Here is a 22,016-nt window from a genome sequence, read left to right on the forward strand (position 1 = left end):
CCGACCGTGTCGTCAGGGTAGCCCGATCGCCGATCCGGACACGGCACCGGCCCGGGTGTGGCGGCGGTGGAGCGACGTCAGCTGAACAGGCCCGTCACACTGCTGACCAGGCTCGACACCATGTACAGCGCGATCACGACGAACACGACGAGCAGCACGACCGCGAGGATCACACCCGCCGCGCTCGTCGACGGACGGCCCAGGTTCGGCATCCCGATGTTCGGCAGACCGCGCCTTTTGGCCTGCCGTTCGGCTAGTTCGGCCTCGATGTCGTCGTCGGCGACCTCGGCTTTCGCCTTCGGCCGGGGCCGCGGCACCCGCTTGAGCAGCTGCGGCGCACGCGTGGGCCACGTCCGCTGCCGCGGCAGCAACCCGAGCGGCACACCGTCGGGCTTCTCCTCGGCCGGCTGGATCGGCTGCGGCGTACGCGCGGCCTCCTCCCGCAGCGCGGCCTCGACCATCCGCTTCACGGCTTCGGGGTCGTGCTGCACGGGCCGCGCGGTCGGCAACGGCCGCGCCTCGTCGACCGCGGGCGCCGCCTCGGCCGCCGTGACCAGCCCGGCGAGCGGATCGGCGAACCGCTCCCCGCCGATGCTGCCGTCCAACGTCCCATCGCGCTCCGGCAGCGGGGCGCTGCGGGCGTTGATGCCGGGGGCGCTTTGCGTGCCTTGGGGGGCATTGAAGAAAGGAGCCCCACCGCTCGTGCTCATGGTGACCACCTCACTACGGAATGTCCTCGCCTTCCAGTGTCGGCGACACTACCGGCTCCCGCATCCGCCCAATGGCCGCAGAGACGCTCGCGCCCACGCCGCCGACCGGACGGTCCCGCAGCAGTTTGCAGGCCACGGCCACCCCGGTCGACCGCCGAAAGCGACGTCCAGGGGTGATACCGGTCACGAGATCGGGCACTCTTCGTAATCGATCGTGGCCGGCGCCCTGAGGCCCGGCGGGCCATTTCACGCGCGACGGCGGTCGGCAGCGCCGGTTCGGCCGACGATGGGGCCGGGCTCACCCGCCTGGCGACCCGCTCCGCGACAGTCCGCGGCGCCAGTTCGGCCAGCGATGGAGCCGAGGCTCACCCGCCCGGCGAGCCATTTTCGGCGCGACGGCAGTCGACCCCTCCGTCACGGCCGGCAATCAGGCCGCGCTGACCCGCCTGGCGAACCCCGCTCCACGACAGTCCGCGCCGCCGGTTCCGGCGATCAGGCCGCGCTCAGCCGCCCGGCGAACCCGCCTCCGCGAGGCTCTGCGGCGCCGGTTCAGTTGGATGCCTTGCCCGCCCGCGCGCCGGCACGGCGAAATCCGCCGGGCCAGTACCAGCGAGCCGAGCGCGAAGCACAAGCCAAGCGCCGCTGCGGCGCGCGCTCGGCTCCAGCGGCTCAAACCGCAAGGCGCCCTCAACGCACGTCCCACGTACCTCCGTTCCCGGTCTCCGAATGCCCAGGTCGGGCGTCGTGTCGGTCAGGCATGGTTGCGCACCGCTTCGACGATCCACGCCTCCGCCGTGCTGCGAGTGGCCGGTTGCCAGGTCATGAGCCAGCCGCCGTCGGGGCGGGGGGCGGCGCGGAACTGGTAGCGGCCCTGGTCGTTGTCGACGAGGCCGAAGGCGCCGTGCGGGTACTCGGCGAGGACGGCGTCGCGGACGGCCAGGTCGACGAGGACCGTGCCGAGGCGCGGGCGGGCGACCGCGGCGCGGATGACGTCGAGCGAGCCCCACGCGGCGCGCGGGACGAGGCCACTGCGGTCGGTCTCGATGCGGACGGCCGGCCCCGGCCCCGGCGGACGGTCCGGCAACCCGTCGAACACCCAGCCCGGCAGGGCGCTGAGCAGACCGGAACGCAGCCGCGCGCGACGGCCCAGCTTGCTCATCACCGTGGTGTAGTCCTCGTCGCCGAAGAAGCGGACCTCCCACGGCTCCGGGCGCGCCGGGAAGACACCGGTCACCACGCCGCGGATGAAACCGCCCCGCAGCACGCGGTAGAGCCCGACGGCCTCCGGCGTCACCTCGCCCTCGGGCACCAGGCCGAGCTCGGACATGCCCGCCACGAACCGCGTGTACTGCTCGATCTCCTCGATCAACGCCGGCACCAGCGTGGGCCCGAACGACTGCCGCACCTGGTCGGCCAGGCTCAGCTCCTCCGACTCCGAAGAACCGGAAGAACCCGACGAGCCCGAAGACCCCTCAGCACCGCCGGCCCCGGAAGCTCCCGAGTCACCCCGCGACCCGGACTCGCCCGAACGACCCGAGCCATCGCGAGAACTCCCGCCGCCGCCAGGTCCCGAGGCGCCCCGAGAGTCCCAGGCGCCAGACTGCCCCGGCCCCTCCGAACCCCGACCACCCGAACTACCGGACGAACCCGAGCCGCCCTGAGACTCCGAGCCGCGAAAGAAGCCCACACCTCCATCGGCACTCGAGCCTCCCCGAGCGCCCGATCCACCGGAGCCTGAACCTGAAGAGGCCTCCTCATCGCCACCGGGACCAGAACTGGGCGAAGGGCCCCGGCCACCGAAGGGACCACCGGAGCCCAGAGAACCCGCGCCCCGAGGGCCCGAGCCCCGAGAACCCGACCCCGGAGACCCCGAACCATCACGGGACCCCGAGCCACGAGGACCCCGGCCCCCAGGCGGCCCGGAACCGCGGGAACCAGAACCACCCACCCCCTCCAGCACCGGCGGCACCGTGAACTGCGGGTCGTAGAACTCCATCACCGACGGCCGCTCCGGTACCTCGGCCCGGAGCGGCGCGATGACTTCGTCGATGACGTCGAAGACTGCGGTCGCTGAACTCACCCTTGCATTGAACACCCTGGCACCGACAATTTTTCGAACTTTTGTTCGACTCGCCGGGACGTTGCGCCGAACGGTCGGTCAGCGGGCCGGAACCGGGGCCGCCCGCATGGTCGGTGCCAGGAAGTACACCGCCACCACCAGCGCCCCGACCACGCCCAGAGTCCAGTGCAGCCCGATGCCGCCGGCCAGGGCACCGACGAGGACCGGGCCGACGAGGAAGCCGAAGTAGCCGCACGCCGCCACGGCCGCGATCGCGCGGCCCGGCGCAAGGGGCTGCTTACGGCCGGCCGCGCTCCACGCCAGGGGCACCATGCCCGAGACGCCGAGCCCCACCACGGCGAACCCGGCGACCGCGAACCCCGGCACCGGCACCGCCACCACCAGCAAGAACCCGACCACAGTCACCAAGGTCACCACCCGCATGAAAGGCACCACGCCGAACCGCGCCACCAGCCGGTCGGCCACCACCCGCACCGCGATCATCGTGATCGAGAACGCGAAGTACCCCAGCGATGCCAACGCAGCCGACGCGACCGTGACCTCCCGCAGGTAAACCGCGCTCCAGTCGTTCACCGTCCCCTCGGCCACGAACCCGCAGAACGCGATCACCCCGAGCGGGATCAGCGCCTTGCCCGGCAGCGCGAACGCCGCGTCGCCCTGGCCGCGGTCGGCGCCCGGCAGGAAGCGCGTCGACGCCGCCAGCGCGACCACCAGCAGCACCACGCCCGTCACGGTGAAGTGCACCCCGATCGGCACGCGCTCCAGCAGCGCCCCGGCGCCGGAACCCAGCAGCCCGCCGATGTTCCAGAACGCGTGGAACCCGGCGAAGATCGGCCGCCCGTACGCCTCCTCGACGCGCGCGGCGTGGGCGTTCATCGACACGTCGAGCAGGCTGTTGCCCATCCCGAGCACCACGAGCGCACCCACGAAAGCGACCAGGTTCGTTGCCAGCGCGGCCAGCGGCAGGCCCGCGCACAGCACCGTGGCGCCGACCACGACACCCCGACGGCTGCCGATCTTCGTGAGCAACGGCCCGGCCGCCACCAGCGCCACCACAGACCCCGCCGCGAGGCCGAACAGGCCGATCGCCAGCTGTCCCGCGCTCAGTCCCGCGTGGGCCCGGGCCGCCGGGATTCGCGCGGCCCACGTGGCGAACGCCGCCCCGCACACCGCGAACACCACCGAAACCGCCGCCCGCGCACGCCGCGTCTCCTGCATCGAATACGTCCCCCAGACGCGAAGAAGGGACCACCCGAAACGTCTCGGGTGGCCCCGACGGAAACTCCGCCTGCTACTTGGCCTTCGCAGTGCTCGCCTTCTTCGCGGGCGCCTTCTTGGCCGTCGTCGACTTCGCCGCGGCGGCCGACTTCGTGGCCGAAGCCGACTTCGCCGCCGTCGACTTCGCCGGCGCCTTGCGCGTCGTCGTGGTGCGGCGCTTCGGGGCCGGGCCCTTCGCCCGCTTCTCCGCCAGCAGCTCCGCGCCACGCTCGGCCGTCAGCTCCTCGATGCTGTCGGACTTCCGCAGCGTCGCGTTGTATTCGCCGTCGGTGACGTACGGGCCGAAGCGCCCGTCCTTGACCACCATCGGCTTGCCCGACACGGGGTCGTCACCGAGCTCCTTGAGCGGCGGCTTCGCCGTGGCCGACCGGCCGCGCTGCTTCGGCTCCGAGTAGATCTTCAGCGCCTCTTCCAGCGTGATCGAGAACAGCTGGTCCTCGGTCTGGATCGAGCGCGAGTCGGTGCCCTTCTTCAGGTACGGCCCGTAGCGCCCGTTCTGCGCGGTGATCTCGTCACCCGACTCCGGGTCCTTGCCCACCACACGCGGCAGCGACAGCAGCTTCAGCGCGTCCTCGAGCGTCATCGTCTCGATGGTCATCGACTTGAACAACGAGCCCGTACGCGGCTTCGGCGCCTTCGCCTTCGCGGCCTTCTTCTGCGCAGCCGTCGCGCCCTCGGGCAGCGGCTCAGCCTCGGGCAGCACCTCGGTGACGTACGGGCCGAAGCGGCCTTCCTTCGCCACGATCTCGTGCCCACTCACCGGATCGACGCCCAGCTGACGGCCTTCCTGCGGCGTCGCGAAGAGCTTCTCCGCGAGCTCCGACGTCAGCTCGTCCGGCGGCAGGTCCTCGGGCAGGTTGGCGCGCTGCGACTGGCCGTCGACCTCACGCTCGAGGTACGGCCCGTAGCGGCCCACGCGCACGACGACCTTGTGCCCGTCGGCGTCGTTGAAAAGCGGGATCGAGTTGATCTCGCGCGCGTCGATGCCCTCGACACTGCCGTCGACCAGCTTCTTCAGCCCACCGAGTCGCCCGACCGAGCCCTCCACGCCGAAGTCGCCGCCGAAGTAGAACTTCGAGAGCCACTGCACGCGGTGCTCGTCGCCGTTGGCGATGCGGTCGAGCTCGTCCTCGAGACCGGCGGTGAAGTTGTAGTCCACCAGGCGTTCGAAGTGCCGTTCCATCAGGCCGATCACCGCGAACGCGACCCACGAGGGAATCAGGGCGGAGCCCTTCTTCCACACGTAGCCGCGGTCCTGGATCGTCTTGATGATCGACGCGTACGTCGACGGGCGGCCGATGCCCAGCTCCTCCAGCTTGCTCACGAGGCTCGGCTCGGAGTAGCGCGCGGGCGGCGAGGTGGTGTGGCCGTCGGCCGAAAGGTCGGCGGCGGTCAGCGCCTGGTCCTTCACCAGCACCGGCAGGCGGCTCTGCTTATCGTCCGCCTCGCCGCCGGCCTCGGTGTCGACAGCCTCGACGTAGGCCTTCAGGAAGCCGGCGAACGTGATCGTGCGGCCCGACGCGGCGAAGGTGCACTCCTCACCCGACGTCGTGGTACCGACGATGCGCACTGACATCGTGGTGCCCTTCGCGTCGGCCATCTGCGACGCGATCGTGCGCTGCCAGATCATCTCGTACAGGCGGAACTCGTCGGAGTCCAGCTCGCCCGCGACCTGGCCCGGCGTGCGGAACACCTCGCCCGACGGCCGGATCGCTTCGTGGGCTTCCTGCGCGTTCTTCACCTTGCGCGTGTACTGGCGCGGCGAAGACGGCACGTACTCCTTGCCGTACAGCTGCGTGGCCTGGCTGCGGGCGGCCGAGATCGCCGACTCCGACAGCGTGGTCGAGTCGGTACGCATATAGGTGATGTAACCGTTTTCGTACAGCTTCTGCGCGATCCGCATCGTGCGCTCGGAGGTGAACCGCAGCTTGCGGCCCGCTTCCTGCTGCAGCGTCGAGGTCATGAAGGGCGCGTACGGCTTCCGCGTGTACGGCTTCTCCTCGACGCTGGACACGGTGAAGTCGCGGTTGGCCAGCGCCTGCGTCAGGGCCTGTGCCTCGGCCTCGCCGAGCACGCGGATCTCCTTGGCCGTGCCCTTGAGCTGGCCGTTGGAGTCGAAGTCGCGGCCGGTGGCCAGGCGGGCGCCGTCGACGCCGACCAGGCGCGCCGGGAACGTCTGCGGCGAAGCGTCTTCGCCGGCGTCCATCGTCGCGGAGATGTCCCAATAGGAAGCCGAGGTGAAGCGCATGCGCTCCCGCTCACGCTCGACCACGATCCGCGTCGCCACGGACTGCACGCGGCCTGCCGAGAGCTTCGGCATGACCTTCTTCCACAGCACCGGCGAGACCTCGTAGCCGTAGAGGCGGTCGAGGATGCGGCGGGTCTCCTGCGCGTCGACGAGGTCGACGTCGAGCTCGCGGGTCGCGTCGGCCGCCGCGCGGATCGCCTGCTCGGTGACCTCGTGGAACACCATGCGGCGCACGGGCACCTTGGGCTTGAGCGTCTCGAGCAGGTGCCACGCGATGGCTTCGCCCTCGCGGTCGGGGTCCGTGGCGAGGTAGAGCTCGTCGACGTCCTTCAGCAGGCCCTTGAGCTCCGTGACCTTGGACTTCTTGTCCGGCGTGACGATGTAGAGCGGCTTGAAGTCGTTGTCGATGTCCACGCCGAGGCGCGCCCACGACTCGCCCTTGTACTGGGCCGGCACGTCGGCCGCGCCGCGCGGAAGGTCGCGGATGTGCCCGACGGAGGACTCGACGACATAGTTGCCGCCGAGGTACGGGGCGATCTTGCGGGCCTTAGTAGGCGACTCGACGATCACCAGCCGCCGAGTCCCGGCGCCGTTCGTCCCGGTGCCGTCCTTCTTGGTCCGTGCTCCTGCCACGCTGCCCTGCTCTCCACTCATCCCCGCGCCATCGCCCTCGATGGCTGCGGCACTCCTTTACCCCTCCGCGAGGGGTGCTGCGCCCGCGTCTTCGACCTGCCAGTGTGCACGCCCGCACCGGCCGCGCAGCGGCTAGGTGGCCTGACACGCCGCCGGGCCCCTGCCCGTCGGATCGCCTTTGACCTCGGCGATGTTTCCTCTCCACACCTAGCACGTGATTCCGGACACGTGCCGTGCAGGGTATCTCGCGATCACGCCGATACCCTCCGTTCGACGGTGGTGGACCTGACGTCGGCACCGCTTCACTTACTACCTCGTCGAGCCGAAAGGAACCACCATGACCCGACGTCTGCTCGGTGCCGCGGCCGTGGCCGTGGCCGCGTTCGCCCTGGTCACCGCCCCTGAGGCGAGCGCCGCGACCACCACGTTCTCCGGCACGGTGGCGCTGTCCAACTGCTCCGGCTCGGTCGTCAAACCGGCCGGCACGCCGGACACGGCGCCCGCACTCGTACTTTCCAACGGTCACTGCCTGGAGTCGGGTTTCCCCGATCCCGGCGAGGTCATCGTCGGTCAGCGGTCCACTCGCACCTTCAGCCTTCTGTCGTCCGACGGCAAAAGTTCACTCGGGACGCTGAAGGCCAAGAAGGTCGTGTACGCGACCATGACCGACACCGACGTGTCGCTGTACCAGCTCGACACCACCTACGCCCAGATCAAGCAGAAGTACCGGGTCTCCCCGCTCGAGCTCGTCTCGGCGCACCCGACCGCGGGCACGCACATCGACGTGGTCTCGGGCTACTGGAAGACCATCTACTCCTGCTCGATCGACGGGTTCGTGAACGAGCTTCACGAAAATGGCTGGGTGTGGAAGGACTCGATCCGCTACACGCCCGAGTGCACGACCGTCGGCGGCACGTCCGGCTCCCCGATCGTCGAGACCGCGACCGGCAAGGTCATCGGCGTGAACAACACGTCGAACGACGACGGCCAGCGCTGCACGCTCGACAACCCGTGCGAGGTCGACGGGTCCGGGAACGTGACCGTGCATCCCGGCACCAAGTACGGCGAGGAGACGTTCGGCATTCCCGCGTGTCTGACGACGGCGAGCGAGATCGACCTCAATCGGGTCGGCTGCACGTTGCCGAAGCCTTAACCGACTGCCTCCAGGACGTCACCCAGCAAATACTGAAGGGGACTCCCGCCGCCTCCGCCGCGGCGTGAGTCCCCTTCGGTGCGTTCTGGCCGCGTTTCCTCGCGGAGTTCCGGCAGTTCGGGCCACGCGTCCTCCGCGCCCGCAGGCGCCTCGCCGATGAGCTCCAGCAGCCCGTCGAGCCTGCGCCGCCCGGTCAACCGCGCGGCGGGCTCTTCGGCCTTCGGCCCCAGCAACCGCGCGTGGACGCCCAGTGGCGCCAGCGCGGCCAGCAGATCGTCGTGCAGGTGCGGCGCCAGCGGGTCCATGCCGAGCAGGTAGCCCGACGGCCCCTGCCGCCCTGCCGCCAGGGCCCACATGCGCAGCATCGCGCCGCTCAACCGGAAGCCTTCGGGCAGCGCTTTGCCCGAATCGTCTTCGGACGGACCCGAGCAGCCCCGGCGCAGCCACTGCACGGACAGCGGAAGGAGGTCGACGCGGAACGACGTGCGCACCTGCGGCCGCCCGCACTCCCGCACCGCCACCTGCGCGTCGGCCCCACGCCGGCGGCACTCGCGCGCCAGCACCCGGGCGCGCCACTGCTCGTCGACGTTCACGGACAGCCGCGCTGCCGTGCGCCCGAAGCCGGTGATCTGTCCTTGGCAGCACAGCAGGCCGGCCAGGTCCGCAACCCCCGGGCCGCTCGCCTCCGCCGAGAACAGCGAGATCGTCCGATCCACGCGGATCATGATAGAACACAAGTTCGATCGGACGCGAGGGTTAGGCGGCGGATTTTCGCCGATCGGGCGATCATGCCGCCACGCAGTCGTCGGCGGCGCGGGGAGCGGCGAACACGGCGACCAACAGGGCTGCGGCGGCCACGAGGAACACCGCAGGCAGCGTGAGCAGGCCGAAGATCGCGATCCCGAGCGAACCGCCGATCTGGCGCGCGAAGGTGAGTGTGGCCATCCCGGCGCCGAGGATGTCCGGTGGTGCCCACGTCTGCGCCAGCAAGGTGTAGGCCTGCATTGACAGCCCGAGCGCGGCGCCGCTGCACGCGAGCCCCACGACGACGGCGACCAACCGCGTCGGGCCGGGCTGGAGGAGCGGGAGTGCCGCAGTGGCAAGGAGCCCGGCCACGCCGAGGACCAGGCCGAACCGACCCCACACCGTGACGCGCGGCCATCGGCGGGCGAGCAGCGCGAACCCGGTGGTCACCAGCACCTGCCCGACGCTCATCGGCACGAGCAGCAGGCCCGTGGCCGCCGGACGCGCGACGCCGATGGCCAGTGGGACATAGGTGAAGCTGCCGAACAGCGCCACGCCGGTCAGGAAGGTGACGGCGACAACCCTCGCGAGGCGGGCGTCGGCGAACAGCCGCGGCGAGACCAGTGGCGCGGCCGCACGCCGTTCGACCTGCACGACGGCGACCGTCGCGGCTAGTGCGACAGCGACCAGCACGGGCGCCCACCCCGGTGTCGCACCACTGCCGAGCACGACGACACAACCACCGACGACCGCGACCAGAACCGCGCCCGTCCAGTCGAACCGGATTCGGCCCGCGCGCCACGTGCCCGGCACCGAACACACCCCGAGAAACAGAGCCACAACGCAGATCGGCAGGTTGATCAGAAAGATCGACCACCAGCCCGCGACGGCCGCCAAGAGGCCGCCCAGCGGAGCACCACCGATCGACGACAACGCGAACACGGCTGTCAGCCAGCCTTGCCGCCGCACCAGTTCGACTCGGTCGAACAGCTCCGCCATTGCCGCCACCGCGGCCACGATCAGCCCGCTCCCACCCAGCCCCTGCACCGCGCGAAACGCGATCAACGCGACCAGATCCGACGCCAAGGCGCACGCCACCGACCCGACGGCGAACGCTGTTACCGAGCCGACGAACATGCGCCGCCGCCCCCAACGGTCACCGAGGCTGCCGTGCACCGGCGTGGCGACCGCGACCGCCAGCAGGTACGCCGCCGTCACCCCGCCCACCGCACCCGGATCGCCCAGGTCAGCGCCGATGGACGGCAGTGCCGCGACCACCACGCTGGTATCGAGCGAAGCCATCAGCAGCCCCAGCACGAGCGCGGCGAAGGCGGCGTCGCGACCGCGGAGAAGTCCATGCATATCGCACACGTTATGCATGCGGATCGCACGCAGTCAAGATAGGGTGGAACCCGTGACGCCACCCCTCACCGAAGCCGGCCCCGCGTTGTTCCGCCTGGTCAGGCACTGGTCCCGGCGCTGGACCCTGCGCACGTCGACCGAGCTCACGGGCGAGATGCGCCACGTGCAGCACATCCTCGCGGTCGAGGCCGTCGACACGGGCAGCGAGCACACCGACGAGGTGACCGTCGCGACCGTCGCGCACCACCTCGGGCTCGACCACTCCGGCGCCAGCCGCATGGTCCGCGACGCGACCGCCGCCGGCTACCTCACCCGCGGCACGTCGGGCCAGGACCGGCGGCGCGCGTCGCTGCAGCTCACCGACACCGGGCGCGAACTGCTCAACGCCTCGCACCAATGGCAGCGCAGAACGTTCAACGACCTCACCGCCACCTGGTCGGCCACCGACCGGCAACGCTTCGCCGGATACCTGATTCGCTTGACGAGCGAGCTCGACCTGGAGAGCTAGCGAGTCCTGTCACCGCCGGGCGTCGCTGGAGCTCACAGCCACCCAGACCGCAGCTGACCGCCGACTACCCGCACGCCTCGCCGAAAAGCCCCGTCAGCGCGGCGCCGGCGGCACCACGAGCTGCTGGCAGTCCGGCGCCCGCTTCCCCGCGGCCGAGAGCTCCGGCGTCGCGTTGAGGCCTTCGAGGACGTTGAGGGCGGCGACGTCGTCGAGGGTGGCGCGGGCGTCACCGAGGGCGGTTTTGGTGGCGGAGGCGTCGGTGGCTGTGTCGAGGCGTTCGCGGGCGGTGTCGGCGCGCGAGCGGACGGAGGCGAACTGCTTGAGCAGGTCACCGCGCGCTTGGTCGTCGCCGGGGAGGGGCGGCGGGCCGACGCGGTCGAGGCCGTCGACGGTCTGGTCGATGCCGTCGACGACGGACGACAGGAGCCGGCTCGACGTGCGGGAAGCCTGTTCGGGCGAGCTCGGGTCGATCTCGGGCAGGTTCGCGAGCGTGCGCACGAGGTGGGTGACCGCCGAGCAGTAGCCGTCGGCCCATCTCGCGGCCGGATCGGCCTGGCTGGAGGTGTCCGCCTGCCCACCGCTGTGGGTCTGCGACACCGGCGGCTGCTGCCCGCAGGCGGCAAGGCCGATCCCGAGTGCCGTGACCAGCGCGGCTAGAACGGTCGACCGCGGCCGCACCGCGACACCTCCTGCTCGTCGACGTCCAGGTGCCCCCGACCGTACCGATCCGAGAATCATTCGCAAGTCACCCACTGGAGTGCGGGAAGAATTCCCGACACGCCGGAGCCCGGCGCGCGAACAGCGCGCCGGGCCCCGGACGGGTTTCGCATTGAACAGCGGATCAGGCTTTCGCTTCCGCCGGGGTGTTCTCGATGACCGTGCCGCGCCGCTTGGACACGACGACCGCCGCGACGATGACCGCGAGCGCGACGACCGCGATCACGATGCGCCACGTGGTGTTGGCGCCGCCGCCCAGGCTCAGGGTGACGACCGCGGGCGCAATCAGCACGGAGACCAGGTTCATCACCTTGATCAGCGGGTTGATGGCCGGGCCGGCGGTGTCCTTGAACGGGTCACCGACGGTGTCACCGATGATGGTGGCCTCGTGCGCGTCCGAACCCTTGCCGCCGTGGTTGCCGTCCTCCACGAGCTTCTTGGCGTTGTCCCAGGCGCCACCGGAGTTGGCCAGGAAGATCGCCATCAGCGTGCCGGTCGCGATCGCGCCGGCCAGGTAGCCGGCGAGCGCCTCGGTGCCGAGGCCGAAGCCCACGGCGATCGGGGCGAACACCGCCAGCAGACCCGGCGTGGCGAGCTCACGCAGGGAATCGCGCGTGACGATGTCCACGACCTTGCCGTACTCGGGCCGCGTGGTGCCCTCCATGATCCCGGCGATCTCGCGGAACTGGCGGCGCACTTCCTGCACCACCGCGCCGGCCGCACGCGAAACCGCGTTGACGGCGAGACCCGAGAACAGGAACACGACGGCCGCGCCGACGATGACACCGACCAGCGTCTTCGGGCTGACGATGTTCGCGACGAACTCGCCCGTGCCGCCCACAGCCTTCGTGATCGCGTCCGAATAGGACCCGAACAGCGCCGTGGCCGCGAGGACCGCGGTGGCGATCGCGATGCCCTTGGTGATGGCCTTGGTGGTGTTGCCCACCGCGTCCAGCTCGGTCAGGATCTGCGCGGCCTTCTCGTCGACGTCGCCCGACATCTCGGCGATGCCCTGCGCGTTGTCGGAGACCGGGCCGAAGGTGTCCATCGCGACGATGACGCCGACGGTGGTCAGCAGGCCAGTGCCGGCGAGCGCGACGGCGAACAGCGCGATGCCGCCACCGAGCAGGTACGCGCCGAACACGGCCGCGCCGATCACGAGCGCGGTGTACACGGCTGACTCGAAACCGACCGAGATGCCGGACAGGATCACCGTGGCGGCACCGGTTTCCGACGTCCTGGCGACGTCCTGCACCGGCTTGTTCTCCGTGCCGGTGTAGTAACCCGTGAGCTTCAGGATGATCGCGGCGAGCACGATGCCGATGATCACGGCGACGGTGGCGATGACTGCCGGGTTACCGCTGTTGCCCGCGAACTCCGCACCGAAGTCGGAGAAGCTGCTCGGCAGGTACACGAAGGCCGCGATGGCCGACAGCACCGCGGAGATCACCGCGGAGATGTAGAACGAGCGGTTGATCGTGACGAGACCACCCTCGCCCGCGCGCGCCTTCGTGATGTACACGCCGATGACGGCCGTGACGACACCGATGGCCGGCACGATGAGCGGGAAGATCAGGCCGCTGGAGCCGAAGGCGGAGCTGCCCAGGATCAGCGCGGCGACGAGCATGACCGCGTAGGACTCGAAGAGGTCCGCCGCCATGCCGGCGCAGTCACCGACGTTGTCACCGACGTTGTCGGCGATCGTCGCGGCGTTGCGCGGGTCGTCCTCGGGGATGCCCTGCTCGACCTTGCCGACCAGGTCGGCGCCGACGTCGGCGGCCTTCGTGAAGATGCCGCCGCCGACACGCATGAACATCGCGATCAACGCGGCGCCGAACCCGAAGCCCTCCAACACCTTCGGGGCCTGGCCCGTGTAGACGAGCACCACGACCGCGGCACCGAACAGGCCGAGGCCGACGGTGATCATGCCGACCACACCACCGGTGCGGAACGCCACGCGCATCGCGATCTCGCGGCCGCCTTCCTCGCGCGACGCGGCCGCCACGCGCAGGTTCGCCTGCGTCGCGAGCCACATGCCGAGGTAGCCGATGGTGAACGAGAACACCGCGCCGACGAGGAAGAAGATCGAGCGGCCGATGCGCTCGTTCCAGTCGTCCGCGGGGAGTGCGAAGAGCAGCAGGAACACGATTACGCCGAAGACGGCGAGGGTGTTGCGCTGCCGCTTCAGGTATGCGGCCGCACCTTCCTGCACCGCCTTGGCGATGTCCTGCATCTTGGCGGTGCCCTGGCCCGCGGCCAGCACCTCCCTGAGCAGCACGTAACCGATGGCGAGTGCGGCAAGGGCGACCACGGCGACCACACCTACGATGGTGTAGCCACCCCCGGAGAGCGTGAGACCGCCCTCCGCGAGGAACTGCCGGGACATTCGTCCTCCTGGGAACGCCGTTGGCCAATGCGGACTCGTCGTACCCGGCGTGCCTGCACTGGCATGGATCTGTACCGAGCGACACGCTAGCCGTGCGGGCAATGCACGTCTCACATGACGATCGCCACAGAGGGTGTGGATTGCGGGAGTGTATTGGTAGTGCTCAGCGGGCCTGCAACGCGTCCCGGTCACGGTACGTTCCGTGACCTTGTGTGATTGCTCACTTGATCGATCTCGCGCCGGTTCTGTCGGTGCCCTGTGCGAAGCTTCGGCACGTGGTCGAGCGAGGACGGAGGCTGCTCAGCCGGGTCACGGCGGGGGTCCCGGTGAACGAGAACCCGGTCACGCACGTGGCCGAGCTTCCCGCGCGGGCAGCCGGTTTCGCGGCGTGGCCGGAGTGGGCCGCGCCGTCGGTCGTGTCGGCGTTCGCGGGTTCCGGAGTGGAGACTCCCTGGAAACACCAGGTAGAGGCGGCTTCGCTGGCTCACACGGGGTCCCACGTGGTGGTGTCGACGGGCACGGCTTCGGGGAAGTCGTTGGCGTACCAGCTGCCGGTGCTGTCCTCACTGGCCACGGGCTCCGCGGCGACCGCGTTGTACCTCTCGCCCACCAAGGCGCTGGGCGCTGACCAGCTGCGTTCGGTGTCCTCTTTGGACGTCCCCGGGGTGCGGGCGGCGTCGTACGACGGCGACACCCCGATGACCGAGCGCGACTGGGTGCGCGCGCACGCGAACTGGGTGTTCACGAACCCGGACATGCTCCACCGCGGGATCCTGTCTTCGCATTCGCGGTGGACCCGGTTTTTCAAGAACCTGGCCTACGTGGTGGTCGACGAGTGCCACAGCTACCGCGGGGTGTTCGGTTCGCACGTCGCGCTGCTGCTGCGCCGGCTGCGGCGGGTGGCGGCGCACTACGGGGCGTCGCCGGTGTTCGTGCTGGCGTCGGCGACCACGGCTTCGCCGGCGGAGTTCGCTTCGCGGCTGACGGGGCTGCCCTGCGCGGCGGTCACTGAAGACGCTTCGCCGCGAGGCGCGCGGACGGTCGCGTTGTGGGAGCCCCCGCTGCTCGACGAGCTGACGGGCGAGAACGGCGCGCCGGTGCGACGTTCGGCGGGCGTGGAGACGGCGCGGATCCTCACGGACCTGGTGGTGGAGGGCGCGCGTTCGCTGGCTTTCGTGCGCTCACGCCGCGGGGCGGAGCTCACGGCATTGGGCGCGCGGCGCCTTTTGTCCGAAGTGGACCCGGCGTTGGCGGAAACCGTTGCCGCGTACCGATCTGGCTTCTTGCCCGAGGAGCGTCGAGCGCTGGAGGCCGCCTTGCTGTCCGGCCGGTTGTTGGGGGTGGCGACCACCAACGCGCTGGAGCTCGGTGTCGACATCGCGGGCCTCGACGCCGTGGTGCTCGCCGGTTACCCGGGCACGCTGGCGTCGTTCTGGCAGCAGGCCGGCCGCGCGGGCCGCTCGGGCGACGAGGCCCTGGTCGTGTTCGTGGCGCGCGACGATCCACTCGACACCTACCTCGTGCACCACCCGGCGGCGCTGCTAGAGCGTCCGGTGGAGACGGCCGTGCTGGACCCGACGAACCCCTATGTGCTCGGGCCGCAGCTCGCGTGCGCGGTGGCGGAGCTGCCGTTGACGGAACCGGAGCTGGAATCGTTCGGCGGTCCGGCCGCCCGCGCGGTGCTCGCGGACCTGGCTGAGGAGAAGCTGCTGCGCCGCCGTTCCAGCGGCTGGTACTGGACCGCTCGCGAACGCCCCCACGCGGAAGTCGGCATCCGCGGCTCGGGCGGCGACCAGATCGCGGTGGTGGAGGCGGATTCCGGCCGCATGCTCGGCACCGTTGACCCGGGTTCGGCTTGCTACGCCGTGCACCCGGGTGCGGTGTACCTGCACCAGGGTTCGTCGTACGTCGTCGACGAGCTCGACCTCGAGACCGGCCTCGCCCTCGTGCACGCCGAGGACCCGGACTGGCACACGTCGCCGCGGGAGGTCGTGGACATCTCGGTGCTGTCCACGCAGGAACAGTGCTCCCACGGCGGTGTCACGGTGTGCCTGGGCGAGGTGGCGGTGACGTCGCAGGTCGTCGGCTACCTGCGCCGCCGCCCGTCGGGTGAGGTCCTGGACCACACGCCACTGGACCTGCCGGAACAAAGCCTGCACACGCGCGCCGTCTGGTACACGGTGACGAGCGACTTGCTCGGCCCTGCGCATCGGGTGGGGACCGGGGGTGCTCTTGGCGCGGCTCGGGCCGGGACCGTCGCGCCGGTGGGGACCGGGGGCGCTCGGGTCGAGGCCGAGGACGTGGAGCCGGCGGGGATCGGCGGCGCGCCATCGGCACAGCCTCCTGGTGCCACCGAGCCTGGGGCCGCTCCGGTCGCGGCCGCAGGGAAGGCGGCCTCCGACGCCGCGGCTTCGGCGCGGGTGGAACGCGGCCGAGTGGAGCCTGAAGCTTCGGACACCGAGCGCACGGCTTCGAAGCCAGCTGCCCACGGCCAGGCAAAGCTTGAGCCAGGCGAGCCTGGCACCGCGGCTTCGGGCGCTCGCGCGCCGAAGCCCGCGGAAGGCAACCGTTCCGGCAGTAGCCCGGTGGGGCCGGAGCCGGCGGAGCGATTGTCTCGGGAGGACGACGAGGGCGAGCCGGTACAGGAGTCGCAGGCGGCGCAGGTGGCATCGGCGGGGACCGGGGGTGCTCTGGGCGCGGCTCGGGCCGGGACCGTCGCGCCGGTGGGGACCGGGGGCGCTCGGGTCGAGGCCGAGAGCGTGGAGTCGGCGGGGACCGGAGGTGCTCTGGGCGACATCGCGGGTGCGGCCGTCGTATCGGCGGGGACCGGGGGTGCTGAGGGCGGGGCTGGTGCTGAAGCTCGGGCCGGGGCCGTCGCGCCGGTGGGGACCGGGGGCGCTCGGGTCGGGGCCGAGGGTGAGGCGCCGGTGGGGACCGGGGGTGCTGGCAGAGCACCGGGGGGCGCCGGATTGGTTCCGGCGCGCGTCCCCGGTGCCCTGCATGCCGCCGAGCACGCGGCGATCGGCCTGCTACCGCTGTTCGCTACGTGCGACCGCTGGGACATCGGCGGGGTGTCTACCGCGTGGCACGAGGACACCGGGGAGGCAACGGTGTTCGTGCACGATGGGCATCCCGGGGGTGCGGGATTTGCCGACCGCGGTTATGCCGCGATTGTCCCGTGGCTGGCCGCAACGCGGGAGGCGATCATCTCCTGCGAGTGCCCGACGGGCTGCCCGTCCTGCGTTCAGTCGCCGAAGTGCGGGAACGGCAACGAACCGCTGGACAAGGCAGGGGCAGTGGCCGTACTGGATACCGTGCTTGGGGCTTTGCGTCAGCACGGGGAGCAGTGCGGCCACGGTGGTGCGTGAAATCTCTTCAGTTGTCGACGCTGCTTGCCGGGGTCGAACCGGTCAGGCAGCGGTGGTCTCCGCGAGCAGCGGGGCGTGCTCGTCAGCGAGGGCGCGCATGAGCACGTCGTGCACCTCGGCCGGGTCGGGCAGCTGCCAGCCGCACACCTCGGGCTTCACGCGCCAGTGCACGACACCGTGCTGGAACGGCGACGGCGGCAGCGGGATGTAGCTACCGGCACCGTGCCACTGCACGGACGCCTGCTCGGCGAGCTCGGCCGGGATGCCGTCGGCGGGCGTGGTGAGGAAGAGCCAGCGGCCGTTGGGCATCGCGACGATCGGCGCGGGGTGCCCGAGAGCACGCAGCAGGCGGGCGGCGCGCTTGCCCAGCTCGTCGTCGACCTCGATGGCGTCGACGACCGTGCCCGTGGCCACGAGCAGGCTGTGGGTGCGGCTGGAGAACCAGGTGGCGACCTCGTGGGCGTGGGTGCCGACCAGCTCGCGCCAGTCGTCCCGCACCGGCACCGGCCGGCGCCACGTGAGGTCGTCGCCCTCACCGGTGATCGGCGCCGGGGTCGCCCCCGGGAGCACCGGCCAGCCGCGCCAGGCGAGGCCGATCGCCTCCGCACGAAGTTCGATGCGGAAGGCGCTCCGCCAGCTGTCCGGCCAATTCGCGTCCAACATTGCTTTCCTGCCTTCAAGGTCCGGTTTCGCGCCACCCGGGTCGGGGCCGTTGGTGGCGCACGTCTCACTAAACGGCAATTTGCACATTGCGCGGAAGAGCCGCGCGACAACCGGTGGTTACTGGGCGATGAACGCCAGGTAGTCCACCGCTCGGCCGATAACGGACAGCCGATGATCGGCCGTTGAGACCCCGCTGAGGCCCCCCAGCACGCGGGTTGACACTTTCACCGCCCTTCGCGGCCGCTGTGGCGCACCACGTCGTTTAGGCCGTTGACCAGCTGCTTTAACCGCTCGCCGTTCGTCAGCTACCGCTGCTCGTGGCTGTTCGCCGCTCGTCGAGACAGTGCGTCTGATTGCCCCGGCGATGATCAACACCGGGCGCCACTCGTCGTAACGGCGGCTGGACGAGCGGTGGCGGGCGTCACTCCGGGAGGCCGACGGGGCCGGCCCGGGCCCGCGCCGAGGGCGGCGGCAAGCCGGGGACCGGCGGCGCCGCTCGCACCTCGACGAGGGCGTCGCGCTCGTGCCAACTGCAGGCGATGACGACCGCGCCCTGATGGTCGGCCACTTCGCGAGCGCGGTCGCAGGCCCGGGCGGGCCCGTCGGCGGCGTGCGCGGCTGCGGCCAGCGCGCCGAGGTCAGCGGCGGCTTCCACTCGGTGCCGGGCTGCCACGGCCGCGCCGAGCCAGCAGCCCGCCGCGGCGAGGCCGACGAGCGCGGCGATCACGATCGCCGTCCACACGGTGGCGACGCCGTCGTCGTTGTCCTTCATTGCTGCGCTCCGGGTTCGGCGACGGCGTAGGCGCTGGCGTCCAGGTGGAAGCCGGTGAGCGTGTCGGTGGTGACCTCGGCGGTGATGCCGTCGCCGGACCGGCGGATGGTGAGGCGCGCGCCGCGGGGCGCGATCGTCTGCACGACGGCCTCGGCCGCACCGGGCTGTCCGGCGGCGGCCAGGCGCGCGGCTTCGCGGGCGGCGTCGAGGCACTGGATGTGCCCGAGCACCGCGGCGAGGCCGGCGAGCAGCAGAGCCACCACGGCCGTGAGCGCGCCCAGCGAAAGGGCGGCTTCGACCGTGACCATGCCGCCGTCCCGGCGACGGCCGGCCATCAGGTCGCCACCGTGAGGGCCCGCTGCACGAGACCCGACAGCGCCGTGCTGATCGAGTCGCCGCTGAGCAGCACGAACAGCGCGAGCGCGAACGCCGCCGCGGCCACTGTGCCGATGGCGTACTCCGCCGTGGTGGTGCCCTCGTCTCCGGGGAGGAAGTGCATGGTCGGTCCTTTCTGTCCATTGTGGATTCATCTACAACACGCTCCCGATCCGCTCGGCCAGGCCGAGCACCACCGGCAGCATGCCGAGCACGAAGAACGCGGGAAGGAAACAGAGCCCCACCGGCAGCGCCAGCGCGACCCCGGCCCGTTCCGCGCGTTCCTCGGCCTCGACGCCGATCCCGTCGCGCAGGCGGCGGGAGACTTCGTCGGCCGTCGCGGCGAGCGCCGCGCCGGACCGGGCCGTACGGGTCGCGGCGACTGACAGCTCCTCGAACCCGGGCCGGGTTTTGAGCTGGGCCCAGGCTTCGGCCGGTCCCGCGCCGAGGGCGAGGAGGTTGGCGGTGGCTTTCATGGCGGTCGACGTGTGCTCGGGCGCGGTGGCGCTGACGGCTTCGAGGGCCGTCGGCACCGGCAGGCCCGTGCGGAGGCAGGCGCCGAGGAGGTCGAGGGTGGCGGCGGAGTTCAGGCGCTCGGTGACGTCGTCGCGGGGTTTCGGTCGGCGGGAGCGGTGGAGGAGCCACCAGGCTGTTGCTCCCGCCAGTGCGCCACCCGTAATTCCGGCGACTACGGCTACCGATGCGCCGGCCACTGCGGCGGCGAGGGCGTGTCTCGTGCCGAGGCTCGGGAGTGTCGGTCGCCATGTGGTTGGTGGCGCGAGGCTCCGCGGCTTCGGCGCGCTGGGCCAGACGAGGAGCGCGACGGCGGCGAGGACGTACGGCGTCATCGGACCTCCCGGCGGCCGGTGAGCACGCGGGACCACGCGGTGCCCGCCCAGAGGAGTGCGGCGCCCGCCACCAGGAACAGCTGCCCGAGGACGGTCTGGGTGAGCACGGTCAGCGGCTCGGCGCCGATGGCCTGCCCCATGGCGAGGCAGAGGACGGGCAGCCCGGTCAGCACGGTCGCGCTCATCCGCGGGCCGGCCATCTTGGCGTGCAACCGCCGGGCGTACAGGGTGGCGGCGTCGACGTCGCGGCGAGTGGCGTCGAGGGTGTCGGCGATGGGGAGGCCGTGCCTGCGGGCGAGGGTCCAGGCCGCTGCGAGTTCCGGGAGTTCCGGGGATTCGAGTGCGCCGTCGAGTCTTGCGGCGGTGGCCAGGTTGGTGAGCTCGCCGGCCAGAGCGGGGACGGCTTCGGCGGCCGCTTCTGCCGCGAGTACCGGATGAGCGCCGGCCCGCAGCTCGGCGACCATCGTGCGGAGCGCGGCCGAGGTCTGCTCGGCTCGGGCGAGCCCCGCGGAGGTTTCCCTTCTGCTGCGCCGTTCCTGCCTTGCCGCCACGGTGATCAACGCGGTCGCCATTGCGGCTCCGACTCCGGCGAGCGGAAGAGCGAGGAGCGTCGGCAACACCCAGACGGCTTGGCGCGGTGGCGTGGGGATGGTGAGCCGTCGCCGCGGTGGTGCCTTCAGCCGGGTCGGCAGGGTCGGCCAGGTGAGGAGAGCGGTGCCGAAGCAGAGGAACGGCCAGGCGGTGATCACGCGGTCGTCTCCTCTGCGCTGAAGGGTCTGGTCGCTCGCGAGCAGGTCGGGATCACGCGGTCGTCTCCTCGAAGAGGGGGCGGTAAGGGGTCCAGTGGCCGTCGCGCCAGATGGGGGTGGTGTGGGTGGTCGCGGTGGTGCGGTGGAGGGTCGCGATTTCGGTGAGGCGGCGGGCGCCGGTGGGGTCACGGCGGAGGTGGAGGACGACGCGGATGGCGGCGGCCAGCTGGCTGTGGAGGGCGTCGCCGGTGAGGCCGCCCAGGGAGGCGAGCGCTTCGAGGCGTGCGGGGACCTCGGAGGGTGAGTTGGCGTGGAGGGTGCAGGCGCCGCCGTCGTGGCCGGTGTTGAGGGCGTTGAGCAGGGAGCAGACTTCGGCGCCGCGGACTTCACCGACCACCAGGCGGTCGGGGCGCATGCGCAGCGCCTGGCGGACGAGCTCGGGCAGCTCGACGGCGCCGGCGCCTTCGACGTTGGCCGGGCGCGCGACGAGGCTGACGAACTGCGGGTGCGCGGGGCGCAGTTCGCCGGCGTCCTCGACGCAGATGATGCGTTCGCGCGGGCTGACTTCGGCGAGGAGTGCACTGAGGAGGGTCGTCTTGCCGGCACCGGTGCCGCCCGTGACCAGGAACGCGAGGCGGCGCGTGATGATCGAGCGGAGGATGTCGGCGCCTTCTTCGTTGACGACGCCGAGTGCGGTCAGGGTGTCGAGCGTGTGCGTCGCGGGGCGGAGGACGCGCAGGGACAGGCAGGTGCCGTGGGGCGCGATCGGCGGCAGGACGGCGTGGACACGGACGTGCCCGCCCGGGACGGGGAGCCAACCGTCCACATAGGGCTGCGCGTCGTCGAGGCGCCGGCCCGCCGCGAGAGCGAGGCGCTGCGCCAGCCGGCGAACGGCTTCTTCATCGGCAAAGCGGACGTCGGTGCGGGTCAGGCCGGAGTCGCCGTCGGTCCAGGTCTGGTCGGGCGCCGTGACGAGAACGTCGGTGACGGTGGGGTCCTCCAAGAGCGGCGCGAGAGGACCGGCGCCGACGAACTCGTCGTGGGCCTGGCGGACGGCGTCGAGGACCCCGTCGTGGCTGAGGGTGCCGCCGGCTTCCGCGCGCACGGCCTCCGCGACGGCGACGGGGTCCGCGAGGCGGCTCTCACCGGCGAGCCGATTGCGGACACGCTCGACGAATTCGGTGGTCATGTCGGTGGCTTCGGGTAAGTGGGCATGGCTGGGCTCCAGAGGCGACGCACGATGGATGGGTTGGTGGTAAAGGGAAAGGACAAGGACCACGCGATCTGCCGAGTGCAGGCGAGCCATGTCGGGCGCACCGAGCGGGCGCCGACCGGAACGACGGACGACTTACTTCACACGGCAGCTCGGGCTACGGCCCGCACCGCAGCGCGTGCCTCAACCGGACGGCATGGTCGCGGCAC

Annotated in this window: 18 protein-coding genes; 3 read left to right on the forward strand and 15 right to left on the reverse strand. The window is 71.3% G+C overall.

Annotation, left to right across the window (positions count from 1 at the left end; genetic code table 11):
* Positions 1–77: 77 nt before the first annotated feature.
* The 4 genes from K1T34_RS14775 to topA form a co-directional block, all read right to left on the reverse strand.
* Complete coding sequence (locus K1T34_RS14775) at positions 78–710, reverse strand: hypothetical protein (protein ID WP_255638518.1); 633 nt, start codon at positions 708–710, stop codon at positions 78–80.
* A gap of 751 nt (positions 711–1,461) precedes the next feature.
* On the reverse strand, positions 1,462–2,115 hold the full coding sequence (locus K1T34_RS14780) for an ESX secretion-associated protein EspG (protein ID WP_255638763.1): 654 nt from the start codon (positions 2,113–2,115) through the stop codon (positions 1,462–1,464).
* 753 nt (positions 2,116–2,868) lie between these two features.
* Positions 2,869–4,008, reverse strand: coding sequence for an MFS transporter (locus K1T34_RS14785; protein WP_220244830.1), 1,140 nt, complete (start codon positions 4,006–4,008; stop codon positions 2,869–2,871).
* Between the two features lie 73 nt (positions 4,009–4,081).
* Entirely contained in the window at positions 4,082–6,970 is a 2,889-nt protein-coding gene (topA, locus tag K1T34_RS14790) for a type I DNA topoisomerase (protein WP_220244831.1), read from the reverse strand.
* Positions 6,971–7,286: 316 nt separating this feature from the next.
* On the opposite strand from topA, the gene K1T34_RS14795 reads away from it, so the two are divergent.
* Entirely contained in the window at positions 7,287–8,102 is an 816-nt protein-coding gene (locus K1T34_RS14795; RefSeq protein WP_220244832.1) for a serine protease, read from the forward strand.
* Here the strand turns inward: K1T34_RS14795 and K1T34_RS14800 are convergent.
* Positions 8,099–8,818, reverse strand: a complete 720-nt coding sequence (locus tag K1T34_RS14800) for a hypothetical protein (protein WP_220244833.1) — start codon at positions 8,816–8,818, stop codon at positions 8,099–8,101. The genes K1T34_RS14795 and K1T34_RS14800 overlap by 4 nt on opposite strands.
* Before the next feature lie 70 nt (positions 8,819–8,888).
* Positions 8,889–10,208, reverse strand: a complete 1,320-nt coding sequence (locus tag K1T34_RS14805) for an MFS transporter (protein ID WP_220244834.1) — start codon at positions 10,206–10,208, stop codon at positions 8,889–8,891.
* A gap of 52 nt (positions 10,209–10,260) precedes the next feature.
* Here K1T34_RS14805 and K1T34_RS14810 point away from each other — a divergent pair, with 52 nt between their 5' ends.
* Positions 10,261–10,716: a MarR family winged helix-turn-helix transcriptional regulator gene (locus K1T34_RS14810; RefSeq protein WP_255638519.1), complete on the forward strand. Its 456-nt coding sequence runs from the start codon at positions 10,261–10,263 to the stop codon at positions 10,714–10,716.
* A 93-nt stretch (positions 10,717–10,809) separates the two neighbouring features.
* Here the strand turns inward: K1T34_RS14810 and K1T34_RS14815 are convergent, their stop codons facing one another.
* Together K1T34_RS14815 and K1T34_RS14820 are read right to left on the reverse strand one after the other, a co-directional pair.
* A complete protein-coding gene (locus K1T34_RS14815; protein ID WP_220244836.1) occupies positions 10,810–11,394 on the reverse strand; it encodes a hypothetical protein in 585 nt (194 codons plus the stop codon).
* A gap of 163 nt (positions 11,395–11,557) precedes the next feature.
* Positions 11,558–13,819: a sodium-translocating pyrophosphatase gene (locus K1T34_RS14820; protein ID WP_220244837.1), complete on the reverse strand. Its 2,262-nt coding sequence runs from the start codon at positions 13,817–13,819 to the stop codon at positions 11,558–11,560.
* A gap of 275 nt (positions 13,820–14,094) precedes the next feature.
* Between K1T34_RS14820 and K1T34_RS14825 the strand changes: the two genes are divergently transcribed.
* Positions 14,095–17,187, forward strand: coding sequence for a DEAD/DEAH box helicase (locus K1T34_RS14825; protein ID WP_220244838.1), 3,093 nt, complete (start codon positions 14,095–14,097; stop codon positions 17,185–17,187).
* A 42-nt stretch (positions 17,188–17,229) separates the two neighbouring features.
* On the opposite strand, the gene K1T34_RS14830 is transcribed toward K1T34_RS14825, so the two are convergent.
* The 7 genes from K1T34_RS14830 to K1T34_RS14860 all read right to left on the reverse strand — a co-directional run bounded on the left by K1T34_RS14830 (position 17,230) and on the right by K1T34_RS14860 (position 21,783).
* A complete protein-coding gene (locus tag K1T34_RS14830) occupies positions 17,230–17,850 on the reverse strand; it encodes a bifunctional DNA primase/polymerase (protein ID WP_220244839.1) in 621 nt (206 codons plus the stop codon).
* A gap of 421 nt (positions 17,851–18,271) precedes the next feature.
* Positions 18,272–18,622, reverse strand: a complete 351-nt coding sequence (locus K1T34_RS14835; protein WP_220244840.1) for an Rv3654c family TadE-like protein — start codon at positions 18,620–18,622, stop codon at positions 18,272–18,274.
* Positions 18,619–18,957, reverse strand: a complete 339-nt coding sequence (locus K1T34_RS14840; protein ID WP_220244841.1) for a TadE family type IV pilus minor pilin — start codon at positions 18,955–18,957, stop codon at positions 18,619–18,621. The genes K1T34_RS14835 and K1T34_RS14840 overlap by 4 nt, the downstream gene beginning before the upstream one ends.
* Positions 18,957–19,121 (reverse strand): DUF4244 domain-containing protein, encoded by a 165-nt coding sequence (locus K1T34_RS14845; protein ID WP_220244842.1) that lies wholly within the window; start codon positions 19,119–19,121, stop codon positions 18,957–18,959. Before K1T34_RS14845 ends, K1T34_RS14840 begins: the two co-directional genes overlap by 1 nt.
* Positions 19,122–19,152: 31 nt before the next feature.
* Positions 19,153–19,845 (reverse strand): type II secretion system F family protein, encoded by a 693-nt coding sequence (locus K1T34_RS14850; protein WP_220244843.1) that lies wholly within the window; start codon positions 19,843–19,845, stop codon positions 19,153–19,155.
* Positions 19,842–20,594 (reverse strand): type II secretion system F family protein, encoded by a 753-nt coding sequence (locus tag K1T34_RS14855; protein ID WP_220244844.1) that lies wholly within the window; start codon positions 20,592–20,594, stop codon positions 19,842–19,844. The genes K1T34_RS14850 and K1T34_RS14855 overlap by 4 nt, the downstream gene beginning before the upstream one ends.
* Positions 20,595–20,646: 52 nt before the next feature.
* Positions 20,647–21,783, reverse strand: coding sequence for a TadA family conjugal transfer-associated ATPase (locus tag K1T34_RS14860; protein WP_220244845.1), 1,137 nt, complete (start codon positions 21,781–21,783; stop codon positions 20,647–20,649).
* Positions 21,784–22,016: the final 233 nt, after the last annotated feature.

This window comes from Amycolatopsis sp. DSM 110486 (genome assembly GCF_019468465.1).
GTDB lineage: Bacteria > Actinomycetota > Actinomycetes > Mycobacteriales > Pseudonocardiaceae > Amycolatopsis.

What these genes read in the sequence shown, in the direction of transcription:
- K1T34_RS14785 (WP_220244830.1), bottom strand. Translation starts at nt 4,008, where the DNA reads ATGCAGGAGACGCGGCGTGCGCGGGCGGCGGTTTCGGTGGTGTTCGCG.
- topA (WP_220244831.1), bottom strand. Translation starts at nt 6,970, where the DNA reads ATGAGTGGAGAGCAGGGCAGCGTGGCAGGAGCACGGACCAAGAAGGAC.
- K1T34_RS14830 (WP_220244839.1), bottom strand. Translation starts at nt 17,850, where the DNA reads ATGTTGGACGCGAATTGGCCGGACAGCTGGCGGAGCGCCTTCCGCATC.
- K1T34_RS14795 (WP_220244832.1), top strand. Translation starts at nt 7,287, where the DNA reads ATGACCCGACGTCTGCTCGGTGCCGCGGCCGTGGCCGTGGCCGCGTTC.
- K1T34_RS14835 (WP_220244840.1), bottom strand. Translation starts at nt 18,622, where the DNA reads ATGAAGGACAACGACGACGGCGTCGCCACCGTGTGGACGGCGATCGTG.
- K1T34_RS14850 (WP_220244843.1), bottom strand. Translation starts at nt 19,845, where the DNA reads ATGACGCCGTACGTCCTCGCCGCCGTCGCGCTCCTCGTCTGGCCCAGC.
- K1T34_RS14805 (WP_220244834.1), bottom strand. Translation starts at nt 10,208, where the DNA reads ATGCATGGACTTCTCCGCGGTCGCGACGCCGCCTTCGCCGCGCTCGTG.
- K1T34_RS14775 (WP_255638518.1), bottom strand. Translation starts at nt 710, where the DNA reads ATGAGCACGAGCGGTGGGGCTCCTTTCTTCAATGCCCCCCAAGGCACG.
- K1T34_RS14860 (WP_220244845.1), bottom strand. Translation starts at nt 21,783, where the DNA reads ATGACCACCGAATTCGTCGAGCGTGTCCGCAATCGGCTCGCCGGTGAG.
- K1T34_RS14820 (WP_220244837.1), bottom strand. Translation starts at nt 13,819, where the DNA reads ATGTCCCGGCAGTTCCTCGCGGAGGGCGGTCTCACGCTCTCCGGGGGT.
- K1T34_RS14845 (WP_220244842.1), bottom strand. Translation starts at nt 19,121, where the DNA reads ATGCACTTCCTCCCCGGAGACGAGGGCACCACCACGGCGGAGTACGCC.
- K1T34_RS14840 (WP_220244841.1), bottom strand. Translation starts at nt 18,957, where the DNA reads ATGGCCGGCCGTCGCCGGGACGGCGGCATGGTCACGGTCGAAGCCGCC.